The sequence below is a fragment of the Caenimonas soli genome, assembly GCF_013155545.1.
Classification (GTDB): Bacteria; Pseudomonadota; Gammaproteobacteria; order Burkholderiales; family Burkholderiaceae_C; genus Ramlibacter; species Ramlibacter soli.
In genome coordinates this window covers 41,764-57,035 of the sequence record NZ_JABJVV010000004.1, presented here as the reverse complement: position 1 = coordinate 57,035, position 15,272 = coordinate 41,764, and the positions used below count along the sequence as shown (strand labels likewise).

Sequence of the window (15,272 nt, the reverse complement as noted above, 5' to 3'; positions counted from 1 at the left end):
AAGCCCTGCCCCGGCTTCAGGAATGCTCGAGGACGATGCCCTCGATCACGTTGGCCACATCCTCGCACTTGTCGGTGATGGTCTCGAGCAGCTCGTAGATCGCCTTGAGCTTGATGACCTCGCGCACGTCGGGCTCTTCCCGGAATAGCTTGCTCATGGCGGCGCGCATCACCCGGTCGGCATCCGACTCGAGCTTGTCGATCTCCTCGCAGGTCTTGAGCGCGGCCTCGGCCGTGGCGGGATCCGCCAGCTTGCCAATCATGTACACGGCTTCCTTGACCCGGTCGCAGCATTTGACGCTCAGGTCCGTGAGGCGCGTGATTTCCTCGGTCATGTGGCGCACGTCGTACAAGGCCATGGTTTCGGCCGAATCCTGGATCAGGTCGGCGACGTCGTCCATGGTGTTGATCAGCTTGTGGATCTGGTCCCGGTCGATCGGCGTGATGAAGGTCTTGTGGATCAACCGGTTCACCTCGTGGGTGACGCGATCGGCCGCCTTCTCCGCGTTGTCCACGTCGCGGTTGTACTGCTCGCGCAGGTGCAGGTCGTTGTAATTGGCCACCAGATGGGAGAAGGCGCGCGCCGCCTCCACGATCCTGTCGGCGTGCTGGTTGAACATCTCGAAGAAATTGCCTTCGCGCGGCAGCAGCTTGCCAAACAGCATTCTGGCTCCTGTTGTTATGACGGTACTTTGACTGCGGCGAGTGTAACTGCCACCGCAATCGGGGATACCTCAGGCATTGCGGAATATGAAATACACCGCGCCCACCATGCACAGCGCCGCCCACAGGTAATCCAGCTTGAAGGGCTCTTTCAGGTAGAACACCGCAAACGGAACGAAGACGGCGAGGGTGATGACTTCCTGCATGATCTTGAGTTGTCCCACGGAAAAGCCGGCCTCGCGAAAGCCGATGCGGTTGGCCGGTACCTGGAGCAGGTATTCGGCCAGGGCGATGCCCCAGCTCGCGAGGGCTGCGAAGTACCAGGGCGACGTGGCCAGGTTCTTGAGGTGCCCGTACCAGGCCATCGTCATGAACACATTGGAAGCCGCCAGCAGCAAGATCGTCTGCAGCGAAAACGGAAGGGATTGAAGCGCGGTCATGCAGCGATTATCCGAAGAACCAATCTATGCGGATGAGCATTTGCTGGTGCTGGACAAACCGGCCGGTCTGCTTTGCGTTCCGGGGCGCGGCGCGGACAAGCAGGATTGCCTTTCCCTCCGTGTCCAGCGGGCCTTTCCCGATGCGCTGGTCGTGCACCGCCTGGACATGGCTACTTCGGGCCTGTGGCTGATGGCGCGGGGCGGCCCGACCCAGCGCGCCCTGGGCGACGCCTTCGCGGCGCGCCAGGTGGGCAAGCGCTACGTGGCCGTGCTGGCCGGCCGGCTGGGCAGGTCCCTGCCGGCGGACCCATGGGCCATGATCGACCTGCCCATCGCGGCCGACTGGCCCAACCGGCCGCGCCGCATCATCGAGCCGGAGCGCGGCAAGCCGAGCCAGACGCGCTGGCGGGTCCTCGCGTACGAGGCGCAAGCGGATGTCACGCGGGTCGAGCTCGAGCCCCTGACGGGGCGATCGCACCAGCTGCGGGTGCACCTCCAAGCCCTGGGTCACCCCATCCTGGGCGATACGCTGTACGCGCCGCCCGAGGTCCAGGCGCTGGCACCTCGGCTGTTGCTGCACGCGACCGAACTGCGATTCACCCATCCGGTCACCGGCGCGCCGATGGCCTTCACCAGCCCGGCGCCTTTCTGAACGGGACGGAACTTGGATTCCCGCATCCGGTCTGAACACCATGTCATCTACCCTGCCAAACCGGCGCAAGGTCGCCGCCGCCCTGGTTGCCTTGCCGGTCGTGTGGAAAGGGCTTCGAGCCCAGCCGGCCACGGCCCGGCAGCCGACACCTTCGCAGACCGAAGGACCGTTCTATCCGGTGAGCCTGCCCAAGGACTCGGATTTCGATTTGCTGCGCAACGGCACGCTGGACTACGGCCGCGGCCAGCCTGCGTGGGTGGAAGGCCGGGTCGTTGACCTGCAGGGCAAGCCCGTTGCCGGCGCCGTGGTCGAGATCTGGCAATGCGACGAGGCCGGGCACTACCACCATCCCGGCGACGGCGGCCGGGCCGACCCCGCTTTCCAGGGCTTTGGCCGCGTGACCGTGGGCGCTGACGGCCAGTATCGTTTCCGCACCATACGACCGGTCGCCTACAGCAGTCGCACGCCGCACATCCACGTGAAGGTCAAGCTGGCATCGCGCGAGCTGTTGACGACCCAGTTGTACGTGGCGGGCGATCCGCACAACGAGCGCGACTTCCTGTGGCGCAACCTGAGGCCGGAGGCCCGCGCGGCGCTGACGGTGCCGTTCCAGCAGGGCGGTGACGGTTTGCGCGCCAACTTCCCCATCGTGCTGGCGACTTGAGCAGCAAGCCCGGCACTGCCGCTACGATGGCGGCATGAGACACCTCACCATTCTTACCGGCGCCTCGCGCGGCATGGGCCTCGCCATGGCCGAGCAACTGATCACCGCCGGCCACGACCTGTTGTGCATTTCGCGCAAGCACAACGACGCCCTGGGCCTGCGCGCTTCGGCCGCCGGGCGCCGTTGCGAGCAATGGCCGCAGGATCTGACGCACGCCGACGCGGCTGCGGCGAAACTGGAGGCCTGGCTGGCAGCACAGGACGCCGACGCCTTCGCCTCGGTCACGCTGATCAACAACGCCGGCATGTTGCCGCGCATCGCCCCGCTCGCGGCGATCCCCGCCCAGGATCTCGCCGATGCAATGCGGGTCGATCTGGAAGCGCCGCTACTGCTGACGTCCGCGTTCCTGCGCGCCACGCAATCGTGGAGCGCGGCGCGCAAGGTCCTCAACATTTCCTCGGGACTGGGCCGCCGCGCGATGGCTTCGCAAGCACCCTATTGCGCCGCCAAGGCGGGCATGGATCATTTCACCCGCTGTGTCGCGCTGGAAGAGGCGGACCGGCCCAACGGGGCCAGGCTCTGCTCGCTCGCGCCGGGCGTGATCGACACCGACATGCAAGTCCAGCTGCGAAGCGCCGACGCCAGCCAGTTCCCGGACAGGGGCAACTTCACCGGCTTGAAGGACAAGGGGGCCCTCGCCTCGCCCGCGCAGGCAGCGGCGAACGTGCTGGCGTTCCTGGCACGGCCGGATTTCGGCAGCAACCCGGTGGCCGACGTTCGCGGCTGATCTGCGATTTTCGGGCCCTACGGAGCCTGGTTAGGCGCTACCATTTGGTGCAGCCAACAAAGGAGGTCCCCATGCCCGAAGTCACCACCCGCACTGCTCCCAGGGAAAAGTTGATGACCGATCTCAAGCTGGTGATCGCCGATGCCGAGGAACTGCTCAGGCTCACTGCCGGACAGGCCGGCGACAAGGCGACCGAGATGCGCCTGCGCATGCAGGCCCGCATGGAACAGGCCAAGGCCGACCTCGCCAGGCTGCAAGACGCGGCAATGGTGGGGGCCAAGGACGCCGGCAGGGCGGCCGACATGTACGTGCACGAGAACCCCTGGCCCGCCATCGGCGCCGCAGCCGGGCTCGGGTTCGTGCTGGGCCTGCTGGTCAGCCGCCGCTAGCACCCTGGAAGCCGCCAGCGCGATAGGTCAGCACCAGCGTGTCGCGCTGCCCGTGCGCGGCTGTGGGCTGGATCGGTGTGGTTTCGTGGATCACCCGCTCGTCATCGAGCAGCAACAGGCTCCACGGCTCGGTCAGGGTGAATCGCTGGCCCGCCGGACCGTCGGCCTCGAACACGCGCGTCTCGCCGCCCTTGATGCTTTCGCGCCCGACCAGGAACACGCCCACCAGGTCGACGCCGTCGCGGTGCGCACCCTCAGGGGTGGGCCGGCCAATGCCGCCCTCGGTGTCGATGCGGAACTGGTGCGCCTCGACGTACCACGGCCGCTCGCCCTTCAGGTCGCCGCTCACCCGGCCCAGGGCCCGCAGCAATTGCTGCCAGGCCGGTGACTGCACGACAGCCGGCTCCATCGGCTCGAACCAGCGCTCCATGCCGCCATGCAAGGCGTTGTACTCCACCGGCTGCCAATGCGCGCGGTGCGGCGCCTGCGCGACTTCCTTGCCCTCGACCACAAAACAGGAGTGACGGCGCCGGCGATAGTGCCCGCCGTCCTTCAGGTAAGCGTCGGGCACGAGGTCGTCCCAGCTGGGACGCAGAGCCATCAAGTCCTCGATCTTGCACCCGGCCAGCGCGCAAACCGCCTGCGGCGCCAGGACGGCGTAGCCTTGGCCGCGCAGCACGGCCGGCAGTTGCAGAGAGGACGTAAGGGCCGGGGCAAGAATCATGGCCCAAGCATACCAAGGGCCCCTGGGGCGGGCTCAGGCCAGGGGCTTGAGCTTGCCCAGGATGGTCGGCAGGAATTCGGCCACCGTGGGGTGGATGGGAAGCGCTTCCTTCATCGCGTGCCAGCTTGCCCCCGCAGCCATGAAGTTGCTGATGACCTGGATGATCTCGTCGCCGTTGATGCCCAGGATGGAGGCGCCCACGAAACGCTCCGTGTCGGCGTCCACCAGCAGCTTGACGAGGCCATGGGTCTCGCTCTCTTCTTTTGCGCGGCTGACATCCTTCATCTTGAACTGCGCCATCAGGATGCGCCTGCCGGAAGCACGTGCCTCGGTCTCGGACAGTCCGACGCGACCCAGCGGCGGGTCGGTGAACATGGCATAGGCCATGACGCGGTCATCTGCCGAACGGGTGCCGCCGTCGTGATTGGCCAACACGATCTCATGGTCGTGATAACTCGTGTGGGTGAAGGCGCCGCGCTTGTTGATGTCGCCCAAGGCCCAGATGCCCGGCACATTGGTTTCCAGCCGGCCGTTGGTCGGAACGAAACCCCGCGCGTCCTTCTCCACGCCCACCGCGGCCAGGTTCAGCCGCTCGGTGTTGGGCAGCCGCCCGGTCGCCATCAGCAGATGCGAGCCCTCTACCCGGCGGCTGGCCAATTGCACCACCACGCCCTGCGTTGACCGCTCGACGCGAGCCACCGGTTCTCCCGTCAGGACGGTGACGCCCTCTTCGCCCAGGAAGGACGCAATGCTGGCGGAAACTTCCGGGTCCTCACGGCTCGCGACGCGCGGGCCGGGTTCGACCACGGTCACCTCGCTGCCCAGCCGCCTGAAAATCTGGCCCATCTCCAGGCCGATGTAGCTACCGCCGATGACAATCAGGTGCGCGGGCCGGCTGCGCAATGCGAGCAGGCTGACGTTGTCCAGGTACGGAACGCCTTCCAGTCCCGGGATCGGCGGGATAGCCGCGCGGGTGCCCGTGTTGAGGTACACCCGGCGGGCATGCACCGATTGCGCGCCGGCCATCAAATCGAACCCATCCGCGCTGCGGCCGGCAAACGAAGCCCAGGCTCGCAGCACCGTCACGTTGCGCTCACCGGCGAGCCAGCTCTCGAGGCCGCCGCGGGCTGCATCCACGCGCTCCTGCATGCGGTTCATCGCCGCGGCGAAGTCGACCTCGACCTTGCCGACCAGCACGCCGAATTCCGCGGCGCGGCGCGCCAGGTGGGCGACGCGGGCGCTCTTGCGCAAGGTCTTGGTCGGTGTGCAGCCCACATTGACGCAGCAGCCGCCGAGCTGGTCCCCCTCGATCAGCGCAACGCGTTCGCCGCGCTTGGCCAACGCCACGGCCAGCGCGGGCGCGGCCTGTCCCGAGCCGACGATGGCTGCGTCGACTTCTATCGGCTTGCTGCTCATGGGAACTCCTACGGCTCGATCTTCACGCCCTTCCAGAAGGCCACGCGGTCCTTGACCATTTCGGCTTCCGGCTTCGGGTCGGGGTAGTACCAGACGGCGTCGGTGTTCATCTCGCCGTTGATCATCAGCGAGTAGTAGCTCGCCCTGCCCTTCCAGGCGCAACTGGTGTGGTGATTGCTGAAACTGACGTAGTCGCGGTTGAGGGACGCGGCGGGGAAATAGTGATTGCCTTCCACCACGACGGTGTCGTCGCTTTGGGCTATCACGGTGCCGTTCCAGGTTGCTTTCATCGGTCTTTCTACTTTCTAGTCGGGTGCGTGCAGCCAGTGCACGCTGAAAAGCCTGTCCGGGTCCGTCCATACCGGTCCCGGCCTGAAGCCCGCGCGCTGCGCCAGCGCATGCAGCCCCGCGATGGTGAACTTGTACGAGTTCTCGGTGTGCAGGGCTTCGCCTTCGTCGAACTCGTAGCTGGCGCCACCGAAAGCTACGGTCTGGCGCAAGCGGCTGACCAGATGCATTTCTATGCGCTGCAGGGGAGCGTTGTAGAAGGCGCTGTGGTCGAACTGCTCCAGCACGAAGCGCGTGCCCAGTTCGCGATTGGCGCGCGCCAGCAGGTTGAGGTTGAAGGCAGCCGTCACGCCTTGCGCATCGTTATAGGCGGCATGCAGCACGGCGGGATCCTTCACCAGGTCCGCGCCCAGCAGCAACGCGCCGCCGCGCAGCTCCTGCCCCGCCGCCCGCAGGAAATGCAGCGCCTCGCCAGGCGTGAAGTTGCCGATCGTCGATCCCGGGAAAAAACCCACCCGCCGTCCCGCGCCCGGCAGCGGCGCCGGCAGGCGCAGGCGCTGGGTGTAGTCCGCGATCACGGGCTGGACCTGCAGGCCGGGATAGTCGCGCTGCAGCGCGACCACCGATAGCGACAGATGCTCCGCCGAGATGTCGATCGGCAAATAGCGCGCCGGCTGCTTCATTGCGTCGAGCAGTAGCCGCACTTTGCGCAGCGAACCCGCCCCGAACTCGACGATCTCGGCATGCGGCCCCATCTGCGCGGCGATCTCGCGCGCGTTGCTTTCGAGGATGCGCAGTTCGGTCCGGGTCGGGTAGTACTCGGGTAGCTCGCAGATGCGGTCGAACAGCTGCGAGCCCACGGCATCGTAGAAGTACTTGGGCGAGATGCTGCGCGGGCGCGAGGCCAACGCCGCCGTGAGGTCGCAGGCGAACTCGCTGGGGGCCTGGTCCGGGGGCCGGCTGTCTGCGGGGTCGCTCCCCGCTTCGACGCTGATCAGGTCGCGCGTCAGCATGGGCCTGCGTCCCTGGCCAGCCGCAAGCCGGAGAACTGCCAGCGCGCTGCCGGCGGAAAGAAGTTGCGGTAGCTCGGCCGCGTGTGGCCCGCAGGCGTCGCGGCGCTGCCGCCCCGCAGGACGATCTGCCCCACCATGAACTTGCCGTTGTACTCGGCCACCGCACCGGCCCAGGGGCGAAAGCCGGGATAGGGATCGTAGGAAGAGCGCGTCCACTGCCACACATGGCCGGCCATCTGCGTGATGCCAGGTGCATGGACGGCCGCTTCCCACTCGAACTCCGTCGGAAGGCGCCCGCCCGCCCACTCGGCATAGGCTGCCGCTTCGTAGAAGCTCAGCTGGCTCACGGGCCCGGCCGGATCCATGGGTCGCACGCCATGCAGGCCGAAGACCTGCCAGTGCGCTGCCGGCGCCCGCGGGTCATTGGGCGAGATCCAGTACAAAGGCGCTTGCCATCCGCCCGCCTGCACGGCAGCCCAGCCGTCGGACAGCCACAGCGCCGGCCGCTCATAGCCGCCATCGGCGATGAACTGCGCATACTCGCCGCAAGTCACCAGCCGGTCGGCGATGCGATACGGTGCCAGCAGCACGGGGTGGCGCGGCGTTTCGTTATCGAAGGCAAAACCCTCGCCGCCATGGCCCACCTCCACGGTTCCGCCCGGCATGTCGATCCAGCGGGACGCCGAAGCGGCGGTTGCCAGCCGCAGCCCAGGTGCGTGAGCCGGCTGGTACGCGGGCAACAGTGGGTTGCACGACAGCGCATGCAGGACGTCGGTGAGGATCAGTTCCTGGTGCTGCTCTTCGTGGTTCAACCCCAGTTCGACCAGCGGCGCGGCAGCCTCCCAGGCTTCGCCCGCGTCGCCGATCAGGCGCTGTATGGCGGAATCGACATGCGCGCGATACGCAAGAACTTCGGGCAAGTCCGGCCGGGTCAGCAGCCCGCGTTGCGGCCGCGGGTGGCGCGGCCCCAGCGACTCGTAATAGGAGTTGAACAGGTGTGAAAAACGCGGGTCGAAGGGCTGGTAGCCCGGCAAGTTGGGCGCCAGCACCACGGCCTCGAAGAACCAGCTGGTATGGGCCAGGTGCCACTTGGTGGGGCTGGCGTCGGGCATGGATTGCACGCACTGGTCTTCGGCGGAGAGCGGCTCCGCCAACGCCAGGCTATGCGCGCGCACCTGCGCATAGCGCAGGCCCAGGTCCGTACGGCAGGATGTGGCCGGCAAATAGCTGCGGGCGGATGATGACGGGAACGCGGGCATGCGAAAGCCTCCTGTGTGGCGTGCCTCAGCACATCAGTCGTGAACCCCTCCGGATTTATTACAGCACAAGCCCGTGAATCTTTCCTGTCCGCCCCGTCCGCCCTCCTGACAGAAAAAAACGCTTACACAACCTTGCGGATAGACGCCACTGCCGGGATTCCTGTCACTTGCGCTACCGGAGGGATCGGCCCCGGCCGCTACCATGCCTCATTTTCCAGCCCGACCCTTCCGGAGACACCATGAGCGCGATCACCACCCTCACCAACCATCAAGTCCGCCTGGCCAAGCGCCCGACAGGAACGCCGACGCGCGAGGACTGGTCCTTCACCACCGAGCCGGTGGCCGAGCCCGCAGCCGGCGGCGTACTGGTCAAGACGTTGGCGCTGTCCCTGGATCCGGCCATGCGCGGCTGGATGAACGATGCCAAGAGCTACATCCCGCCGGTGGGCATCGGTGAAGTGATGCGTGCTGGTGGCATCGGCAAGGTCATCGCCTCGCAGAACCCCCAGTACGCCGTGGGGGACCTGGTCTCGGCAGGGCTGGGCATCCAGGAGTACTTGGCTCTAGCCGAAGACCAGATCAAGCGCAACGGCATGTTCAAGATCGATCCGCGGATGGGCAGCATCACGCAGTGGCTCAATGTGCTGGGCATGCCCGGCATGACGGGCTACTTCGGCCTGCTGGACGTGGGCCAGCCCCGGCCCGGCGACACCGTGGTGGTTTCGGGCGCCGCCGGCGCCGTGGGCCAGACCGTGGGCCAGCTGGCCAAGATCAAGGGTTGCCGCGTGGTGGGCATCGCCGGCGGCCGCGCCAAGTGCGACTGGGTCGTCAGTGAGCTGGGTTTCGACGCCTGCATCGACTACAAGGCCGGAAACGTCAAGGCCGACCTGAAGCAACATTGCCCCAAGGGCGTGGACATCTATTTCGACAACGTGGGCGGCGAGATCCTGGACGACGTGCTGGCCCGCATCGGCCGGGGCGCGCGCATCATCATTTGCGGCGCCATCAGCCAGTACAACAACACCACGCCCATCCAGGGCCCCAAGAACTATCTGTCGCTGCTGGTGAACCGCGCGCGCATGGAAGGCATGGTGGTGTTCGACTATGCCGAGCGCTTCCCCATCGCCGTGGCCGAGCTGGCGGGCTACCTGAAGGACGGCCGCATGAAAAGCAAGGAAGACGTCGTCCAGGGCCTCGAGACATTCCCCGAGGCGCTGATGAAGCTGTTCACCGGCGAGAACTTCGGCAAGCTGGTCCTGCAAGTCGCACAGGACTGAACGCGGGTCAACTCTGGCCGGGTAACGGTGCGGCCAGCACCCGGACCGATTTTCCCTCGACCATCACGCGTGAGCCCGCGGCCAGCGCGCCGCGCTGCTCAACGGTGCGCGTGGTGCCATCGTCCATGCGGATGTGCATCTGGTAGCTGCTTGGCTTGGGCTGGCCGTAGTCGTGCACGGCCACGACCATCTGCACCACCCCGCAGTTTCGGCAGGCGGCGCTCGCGCCCATCGCGTGAGAGGCAGGCCGGCTTTCCGCGCCTTGCGGGCTCGCCTTGGCCGCGACCGGCGGCGCGGGCTTCAAGGGCGGCGCCGTGACGACGCTCTTGTCGCTGACGGACGTATCCGCGACCTGTTCCGCGGACGACGAACCATTGCGTTGCACCATCACCGAAGTGATGACGGCGGTGACTGCCACTACGGCAACGGCAAGCGTGGGAACGAGTGTTTCGCGGCGCCATCGCACGCGAGGGTCCGGCCCGTGGGGCGCCTCGTCGGCGCTCTCGGGCCGCTCGGCCGCCGGCGCGGCCGTATCCTTGTCAGTGTCCATGCCACAGACTCCTTTGCTCCTTCCGTTTTAACGAAGGATACGGAGATGGGTAAGGGGCAATTGCTGACCTTACTGTAGGAATCGTCCCACAGCACCTGTTACTGATGAGCCACAAACGCGCTCGGGCTCAGACCCGTGAGTTGCGGTTGGCTTCGTTCACGGTCACCCAGAAATCGTAGACCTGGCGCATCTTGCGGCGCAGTTCGTCGTAGTCCAGGCTCTTGCGCACCACGCTGTTGGCGCCTGCCTCGTAGCAACTGTCGAGCTCGGGCTTTTCCGTGGACGAGGACAACATGACCACCGGAACGGATTGCGTCAGAGCATGGGCACGCATGGCCTTGAGTACATCCAGCCCATGCAATCGCGTGAGCTTCATATCCAGGATGACCAGCCGCGGTTGCTTGCGCGTGTCCCGGCCATCGTGGATGCCCCGTCCGAACAAGAAGTCCAGCGCGTCGGTCCCGTCGGAAGCCGTCGCAATGCGCGCAGGGTCACAGCACTCGCGCAGTGCGAGAACGGTGAGTTCGCGGTGGTCTGGGTTGTCTTCGACGACAAGTATCGCAATATCGGTCACAGTAATTCCTGTGACGCCATCTTACACACCACCTTTGGGATGGGTGGGGTCGATCCACAGCACCTGCTCCGGTTTTTCCACCGGTTCGATGTCCAGGTTGACCGCCACCGCCTCGCCGTCGCTGCGGCACACCACGCACTCCAGCGTCTCGCTGGGGCTGGCGTTGATTTCCTGATGCGGCACATACGGCGGCACGTAGATGAAGTCGCCGGGCCCGGCTTCGGCCGTGAATTCGAGGTGGTCGCCCCATCGCATGCGGGCGCGCCCCTTGACGACGTAGATCACGCTCTCCAGGTGGCCGTGATGGTGCGCGCCGGTCTTGGCGTCGGCGTGGATCGTCACCGTGCCGACCCAGAGTTTTTGCGCCCCGACGCGCGCGAAGTTGATCGCCGCCTTCCGGTCCATGCCGGGGGTTTGGGCGGTGTTGGGATCGAGCTGGTTGCCCGGGATCACCCTCACACCGTCGTGCTTCCAGTGGTCGTGAGAATCCATGGGCGCAGACTAGCACTGTGCCAGCCCGCTGTCACTATCCCGGTCAGCTCAGCACCACCACATGCCCCGCCGAGGGGTCGATCCGGCCGGCGTGCAGATCGGCGATCAAACCCTGGGCGGCTTCGAAACCCGCGTGCTCCCGCACGGCCATCCAGGGCTTGCGGCTGTCGCCGATGCGGCGAATGAAGGCCAGCTGGGCTTCGTTGAACTTTCGGTTCACTTCGGCGTGGCCCCAGTCGGCGTTGCGCTTTCGGATCTGCACCGGCGCAAAGTAGAACTTGGGCTCCGGCCCCGGCAAGCCGGTATCGCGCAGGAAGTTGGTGTTCTGCGCCGAGCCCGCGAAGCAGTCGTACACCAGCGCCGCTCCGAAGTGATGGTGGATCCTGGCGCGCAGGTCCTCGTCGCCGGAAAAATCGACGTACAGGGTCGGCAGGTCGGCGTCGATGGTGTGCAGTTCGTCGTAGGCCACGGCCCGGTGATAGCAGCCCAGGCCTTCGACGAAGGCCTTGTTGCCGGCCGAGGTGAGCGCAACCAGTTCCACGCCAGCCAGCCCTTCCAGGCAGAACGCGGTGCCGTACGCCGTCTTGCTCGAGGCGCTGGAAACCACCAGCCGCCTGGCGCCGAAGAACGCGTTGTCCTGCAGGAAGTCGGCCAGCATGAAGGAAGTGATGAACAGCGGCCGCACCAGCATCTGGTAGTTCTCGTCGGCAGCGCGATAGGCCGGGTCTGCCGTGACCCGGGTGTACTGGTTGTAGGCCGAGGTGAGCGCGAGCCGGTGCTCGGCGCCGTCGTAGAAGCCGCGTTCGGTCACGCGCACCGGCTTCATGCGCAGATGGCTGGCGATGGGGAAGTAGCCGTAGAAGCGCTCGCCCACTTCCACGCCCGGCACGGTGGAGGCCACGACGTCGGCGAAGCCCCATACCGGCATGTGGCCCCAGCCGTCCTGGCCGCTGGGGAAGAAATTCCAGTACTGCATCGCGTCGCCGAATGCGGCGTAGGTGATGTTGTTGGTGGTCACCGCCACGCGGCGGATCTGGAGCAGCGCCTCGCCCTCGGCCGCCGGCGCCAGCGGCGTTGCGTCGATACGGGTGTGATTCAATGCGCTCTTGTCGGTCAACAGGCGTGTGAGCTCGGTCATGGTGATGTCCTTTGCGTATCCGGTGGGTCTGCAGCTACTGTATGGCCGCGCCGCCTTGCGCGGGTTCGGAAACCGGCCATGAGCAAGGTCGCCCCGTCCACCGGGGTCAAGCCCCTGAAACGTCCGTCGCAGGCGCGGGCCAAGTTCACGGTGCAGGCCATCTACGACGCATTTGTTCGGATTTGGCAGCGCGACGGCTGGGAGCGCCTGACCACCCGCTCGGTGGCGCTGGAGACCGGCATATCGGTCGGCACGCTTTACGACTACTTCCCCAACAAGCTGGCGCTGCTGTCGGGCTACGTGCGCCACAGCGTCGAAGTGCTGCTGATGGCCGTCGAGCGCGAAGCGGTGCAGCCCAAGGGGCTGTCATGGCAGCAACGCCTGCACCAGCTGGTCCGTTTGATGTGCGGCGTCGATGCGCCCGAGCTGACCTGGTTCCATCCGCAGATGCTGGCGCTGGAGGCGCAGATGGCGCAGCCCAAGCATCACCGGCGGGTGCAGGAGGAACTGGAGGGCGCATGGCAGCAGGTGTTCGACGCTTGCGCCGACCTGCCGCAACGGCCTTCGGCGGAAACTGTGCGTGCGCTGCACCTTGCCGTGTGGGGCGGACGGCGCTATGCGCTGTTGCTGGAGCTGGACGAAGCGCAGGCCCGGCTATGGGCGGCGCAGATGGAGCGGATGTGCTGCGGGCTCATTGAGAGGTAGGAGTCCTCGCGCCGCGGCCTGCCCGGACACGCCTTTGCCGCGAGGTCTGCGCCATCAACAATCGCGCAGACTTCTAGTCCAGCGCCGCGTAGACCAAATGCCTGAACAGGTTGCGAAAGAAGATGCGCTGGTTCGGCGCCTGCGTCAGCAGCATGGCGAACAGGTCCTCGGCCGGATCGACGAAGAACGAGGTGCCGCCGATGCCGCTCCAGAAGTACTGGCCCACCGAACCCGGCTGCGGCGCCAGCCCGGCATGCGTGCGCACCGCGAAACCCAGGCCAAAGCCATAACCCGGCAGCAGCAGGTCGCCTTCGGTCGGGATGACGCCCAGGTGGTCGGATGTCATCCATTCGATGGTCTTGCGCGAAACCAGGCGCGTGCCCTCGATCGTTCCCCGATTGCGCATGAACCGCAGGAAGCGCACGTAATCGCCGGCGGTCGATAGCAGGCCACCCCCGCCGGACTCGAACGCCGGCACCTCGCGCGCATTCATCATGACGACGGGCTCGCCGCTGTCGGGATCGTTGGCGAAGGGCTCGGCGATGCGGTGCCGCTGCTCCTGGGGCACGGAAAAGCCAGTGTCGTTCATGCCCAGCGGCTGCAGGACGCGCTCGCGCAGCAGCGTGCCCAGCGGCTGCCCCGCCGCCACCTCGAGCAGCGCGCCCAACACATCCGTGGCACGGCTGTAGTGCCAGCGGCTGCCCGGGTGATGGGCCAGCGGCAAGGCAGCCAGCACCTTGCAGAATTCCGCATTGGTGCGCGACCGGTTGACGATGTCCACGGAGCCGTACTGGCGCTGGACGGCACTGCTGCCCAGGAACTCATAGGTCATTCCCGCCGTGTGCCGCAGCAGGTCGTGCACCGTGGCCTCGCGGCGGGCGGGCTCCAGCCGCAGCTTATCGCCCTCTTCCACCGCGACCTGCTGGCCGGCAAACTCCGGAAGGTACTTCGCAACCGGATCGCCCAGCGGCAGGCGCCCCTCTTCCGCCAGCATCAGCGCCGCCAGCGAAACGATGGGCTTGGTCATGGAATAGATGCGGAAGATCGCGTCGTCCTTCATGGGCGCGCCCGCCGCCGCGTCCCGCCGGCCCAGCGCTTCGAACAGCTCGACGTGCCCGCCCAGCGCCACCACCGCGATAGCGCCGGGGATGCGGCCGCTGTCGATATGCGATTGCAATGTGCTGCGCAGCCGCGCCATCGCCCGGCGGTTCAAGCTGGCCATCAGCCGTACCTCCGGCGGGCCAGCTCGGCGCCTTGCGCCAGTGCCTGCAGCTTCTTCATGGCCACGTCCCGGTCCATCGGCGCCAGCCCGCAGTTGGTGCAGGGAAACAGCCGGTGCTTCGCGACGAATTGCAGGGCCGTCCCGATGGTGTCCGCGACCTGCTCCGGCGTCTCGATCTCGTCGCTGGCCACGTCGATCACGCCCACCATCACATCCTTGCCTTCCAGCAACTTCATCAGATGCGGCGGCACATGCGAGTGGTAGCACTCCAGGCTCACCTGCCGGATGCTGCTGGCAGCCAGTGCGGGAAATATCTGCTCGTACTGCCGCCACTCCTCGCCCAGCGTCTTCTTCCAGTCCACATTGGCCTGGATGCCGTAGCCGTAGCAGATGTGGACGGCGGTGGTGCAGGTCAGGCCCTGCGCCGCACGCTCCAGGGCCTTAACGCCCCAGTCCGCCGCCTCCTTCATGTAAACGTTGAAGGCCGGTTCGTCGAACTGGATGATGTCCACGCCGTCGGCCTGCAAGGCCAAGGCTTCCTGGTTCAGCAGTTCCGCGAACGCGAACGCCATCTCTACCCTGTCGCCGTAGAAGCGATCGGCCACGGTGTCGACGATGGTCATGGGCCCGGGCAGCGTGAACTTGAGCTTGCGCTGGGTGTGGGCGCGCGCCAGTTGCGCCTCGAACGCGTGCACCCGTCCCTTGAGCTTCAGCGGCGCGACGACCTGCGGCACCATGGCGTCGTAGCGGTTGTCGCGGATGCCCATCTTCACCTTGTGCTCGAAGTCGATGCCATCCACCTGTTCGAGGAAGCCATGCACGAAATGCTGGCGCGACTGCTCGCCGTCGCCCACGATGTCCAGGCCCGCATCTTCCTGGGCCTTGATCCACAGCAGCGTGGCGTCGGCCTTGGCCTGGCGCAACTCGTCGCCCTGGGCCTTCCACTGCGGCCAGAGCTTGTGGGTTTCGGCCAGCCAGGCCGGCTTGGGCAGGCTGCCCGCGATGGAGGTGGGGAACATG

The 15,272-nt window shown here is 66.5% G+C and carries 19 protein-coding genes; 6 read left to right on the top strand and 13 right to left on the bottom strand.

Features of this window, described 5'->3' with window-relative positions; all coding sequences use genetic code 11:
• Positions 1–16: 16 nt before the first annotated feature.
• Together HNE04_RS07240 and HNE04_RS07235 are read right to left on the bottom strand one after the other, a co-directional pair.
• On the bottom strand, positions 17–664 hold the full coding sequence (locus HNE04_RS07240) for a DUF47 domain-containing protein (RefSeq protein ID WP_172217864.1): 648 nt from the start codon (positions 662–664) through the stop codon (positions 17–19).
• Between the two features lie 69 nt (positions 665–733).
• A complete protein-coding gene (locus tag HNE04_RS07235; protein WP_172217863.1) occupies positions 734–1,102 on the bottom strand; it encodes a DMT family protein in 369 nt (122 codons plus the stop codon).
• On the opposite strand from HNE04_RS07235, the gene HNE04_RS07230 reads away from it, so the two are divergent.
• The 4 genes from HNE04_RS07230 (at position 1,101) to HNE04_RS07215 (ending at position 3,594) form a co-directional block, all read left to right on the top strand.
• The gene (locus HNE04_RS07230) at positions 1,101–1,754 is read left to right on the top strand and encodes an RluA family pseudouridine synthase (protein WP_172217862.1); all 654 of its coding nucleotides are present in this window, start codon (positions 1,101–1,103) and stop codon (positions 1,752–1,754) included. The genes HNE04_RS07235 and HNE04_RS07230 overlap by 2 nt on opposite strands.
• 40 nt (positions 1,755–1,794) lie before the next feature.
• Complete coding sequence (locus HNE04_RS07225) at positions 1,795–2,418, top strand: dioxygenase family protein (protein ID WP_172217861.1); 624 nt, start codon at positions 1,795–1,797, stop codon at positions 2,416–2,418.
• A gap of 34 nt (positions 2,419–2,452) precedes the next feature.
• A complete protein-coding gene (locus HNE04_RS07220) occupies positions 2,453–3,205 on the top strand; it encodes an SDR family NAD(P)-dependent oxidoreductase (RefSeq protein ID WP_172217860.1) in 753 nt (250 codons plus the stop codon).
• Positions 3,206–3,276: 71 nt separating this feature from the next.
• Positions 3,277–3,594, top strand: a complete 318-nt coding sequence (locus HNE04_RS07215; protein WP_172217859.1) for a DUF883 family protein — start codon at positions 3,277–3,279, stop codon at positions 3,592–3,594.
• Here HNE04_RS07215 and HNE04_RS07210 read toward each other — a convergent pair.
• The 5 genes from HNE04_RS07210 to egtB are packed head-to-tail and all read right to left on the bottom strand — an operon-like array spanning position 3,581 to position 8,294.
• Positions 3,581–4,318, bottom strand: a complete 738-nt coding sequence (locus HNE04_RS07210) for a 2OG-Fe dioxygenase family protein (RefSeq protein WP_172217858.1) — start codon at positions 4,316–4,318, stop codon at positions 3,581–3,583. The genes HNE04_RS07215 and HNE04_RS07210 overlap by 14 nt on opposite strands.
• 33 nt (positions 4,319–4,351) lie before the next feature.
• Positions 4,352–5,734, bottom strand: coding sequence for a mercuric reductase (locus HNE04_RS07205; RefSeq protein WP_172217857.1), 1,383 nt, complete (start codon positions 5,732–5,734; stop codon positions 4,352–4,354).
• 8 nt (positions 5,735–5,742) lie between these two features.
• Complete coding sequence (locus tag HNE04_RS07200) at positions 5,743–6,024, bottom strand: DUF427 domain-containing protein (protein ID WP_172217856.1); 282 nt, start codon at positions 6,022–6,024, stop codon at positions 5,743–5,745.
• Between the two features lie 15 nt (positions 6,025–6,039).
• Positions 6,040–7,035: an L-histidine N(alpha)-methyltransferase gene (gene egtD, locus HNE04_RS07195; RefSeq protein ID WP_172217855.1), complete on the bottom strand. Its 996-nt coding sequence runs from the start codon at positions 7,033–7,035 to the stop codon at positions 6,040–6,042.
• On the bottom strand, positions 7,029–8,294 hold the full coding sequence (egtB, locus tag HNE04_RS07190) for an ergothioneine biosynthesis protein EgtB (RefSeq protein ID WP_172217854.1): 1,266 nt from the start codon (positions 8,292–8,294) through the stop codon (positions 7,029–7,031). The genes egtD and egtB overlap by 7 nt, the downstream gene beginning before the upstream one ends.
• A 239-nt stretch (positions 8,295–8,533) precedes the next feature.
• On the opposite strand from egtB, the gene HNE04_RS07185 reads away from it, so the two are divergent.
• Entirely contained in the window at positions 8,534–9,571 is a 1,038-nt protein-coding gene (locus HNE04_RS07185; RefSeq protein WP_172217853.1) for an NADP-dependent oxidoreductase, read from the top strand.
• Positions 9,572–9,578: 7 nt separating this feature from the next.
• Here the strand turns inward: HNE04_RS07185 and HNE04_RS07180 are convergent, their stop codons facing one another.
• The 4 genes from HNE04_RS07180 to HNE04_RS07165 form a co-directional block, all read right to left on the bottom strand.
• The gene (locus HNE04_RS07180; RefSeq protein ID WP_172217852.1) at positions 9,579–10,121 is read right to left on the bottom strand and encodes a hypothetical protein; all 543 of its coding nucleotides are present in this window, start codon (positions 10,119–10,121) and stop codon (positions 9,579–9,581) included.
• A 127-nt stretch (positions 10,122–10,248) separates the two neighbouring features.
• Positions 10,249–10,695, bottom strand: a complete 447-nt coding sequence (locus HNE04_RS07175; RefSeq protein WP_172217851.1) for a response regulator — start codon at positions 10,693–10,695, stop codon at positions 10,249–10,251.
• 21 nt (positions 10,696–10,716) lie between these two features.
• Positions 10,717–11,187, bottom strand: coding sequence for a cupin domain-containing protein (locus HNE04_RS07170; protein WP_172217850.1), 471 nt, complete (start codon positions 11,185–11,187; stop codon positions 10,717–10,719).
• Positions 11,188–11,230: 43 nt separating this feature from the next.
• Positions 11,231–12,325: a DUF2855 family protein gene (locus HNE04_RS07165; protein ID WP_172217849.1), complete on the bottom strand. Its 1,095-nt coding sequence runs from the start codon at positions 12,323–12,325 to the stop codon at positions 11,231–11,233.
• 78 nt (positions 12,326–12,403) lie between these two features.
• Here HNE04_RS07165 and HNE04_RS07160 point away from each other — a divergent pair, with 78 nt between their 5' ends.
• Complete coding sequence (locus HNE04_RS07160; RefSeq protein ID WP_172217848.1) at positions 12,404–13,030, top strand: TetR/AcrR family transcriptional regulator; 627 nt, start codon at positions 12,404–12,406, stop codon at positions 13,028–13,030.
• A gap of 73 nt (positions 13,031–13,103) precedes the next feature.
• On the opposite strand, the gene HNE04_RS07155 is transcribed toward HNE04_RS07160, so the two are convergent.
• Positions 13,104–14,252, bottom strand: a complete 1,149-nt coding sequence (locus tag HNE04_RS07155) for a serine hydrolase domain-containing protein (RefSeq protein ID WP_172217847.1) — start codon at positions 14,250–14,252, stop codon at positions 13,104–13,106.
• The gene (locus HNE04_RS07150; protein ID WP_172217846.1) at positions 14,252–15,271 is read right to left on the bottom strand and encodes a methionine synthase; all 1,020 of its coding nucleotides are present in this window, start codon (positions 15,269–15,271) and stop codon (positions 14,252–14,254) included. The genes HNE04_RS07155 and HNE04_RS07150 overlap by 1 nt, the downstream gene beginning before the upstream one ends.
• Position 15,272: the final 1 nt, after the last annotated feature.

Excerpts from the sequence above, each read along its gene's own strand:
- HNE04_RS07165 (WP_172217849.1), bottom strand. The coding sequence starts at position 12,325 with ATGACCGAGCTCACACGCCTGTTGACCGACAAGAGCGCATTGAATCAC.
- HNE04_RS07155 (WP_172217847.1), bottom strand. The coding sequence starts at position 14,252 with ATGGCCAGCTTGAACCGCCGGGCGATGGCGCGGCTGCGCAGCACATTG.
- HNE04_RS07160 (WP_172217848.1), top strand. The coding sequence starts at position 12,404 with ATGAGCAAGGTCGCCCCGTCCACCGGGGTCAAGCCCCTGAAACGTCCG.
- HNE04_RS07185 (WP_172217853.1), top strand. The coding sequence starts at position 8,534 with ATGAGCGCGATCACCACCCTCACCAACCATCAAGTCCGCCTGGCCAAG.
- HNE04_RS07170 (WP_172217850.1), bottom strand. The coding sequence starts at position 11,187 with ATGGATTCTCACGACCACTGGAAGCACGACGGTGTGAGGGTGATCCCG.
- HNE04_RS07220 (WP_172217860.1), top strand. The coding sequence starts at position 2,453 with ATGAGACACCTCACCATTCTTACCGGCGCCTCGCGCGGCATGGGCCTC.
- HNE04_RS07215 (WP_172217859.1), top strand. The coding sequence starts at position 3,277 with ATGCCCGAAGTCACCACCCGCACTGCTCCCAGGGAAAAGTTGATGACC.
- HNE04_RS07210 (WP_172217858.1), bottom strand. The coding sequence starts at position 4,318 with ATGATTCTTGCCCCGGCCCTTACGTCCTCTCTGCAACTGCCGGCCGTG.
- HNE04_RS07150 (WP_172217846.1), bottom strand. The coding sequence starts at position 15,271 with ATGTTCCCCACCTCCATCGCGGGCAGCCTGCCCAAGCCGGCCTGGCTG.
- HNE04_RS07205 (WP_172217857.1), bottom strand. The coding sequence starts at position 5,734 with ATGAGCAGCAAGCCGATAGAAGTCGACGCAGCCATCGTCGGCTCGGGA.
- HNE04_RS07200 (WP_172217856.1), bottom strand. The coding sequence starts at position 6,024 with ATGAAAGCAACCTGGAACGGCACCGTGATAGCCCAAAGCGACGACACC.
- HNE04_RS07230 (WP_172217862.1), top strand. The coding sequence starts at position 1,101 with ATGCAGCGATTATCCGAAGAACCAATCTATGCGGATGAGCATTTGCTG.
- egtD (WP_172217855.1), bottom strand. The coding sequence starts at position 7,035 with ATGCTGACGCGCGACCTGATCAGCGTCGAAGCGGGGAGCGACCCCGCA.
- HNE04_RS07235 (WP_172217863.1), bottom strand. The coding sequence starts at position 1,102 with ATGACCGCGCTTCAATCCCTTCCGTTTTCGCTGCAGACGATCTTGCTG.
- egtB (WP_172217854.1), bottom strand. The coding sequence starts at position 8,294 with ATGCCCGCGTTCCCGTCATCATCCGCCCGCAGCTATTTGCCGGCCACA.
- HNE04_RS07225 (WP_172217861.1), top strand. The coding sequence starts at position 1,795 with ATGTCATCTACCCTGCCAAACCGGCGCAAGGTCGCCGCCGCCCTGGTT.
- HNE04_RS07240 (WP_172217864.1), bottom strand. The coding sequence starts at position 664 with ATGCTGTTTGGCAAGCTGCTGCCGCGCGAAGGCAATTTCTTCGAGATG.
- HNE04_RS07180 (WP_172217852.1), bottom strand. The coding sequence starts at position 10,121 with ATGGACACTGACAAGGATACGGCCGCGCCGGCGGCCGAGCGGCCCGAG.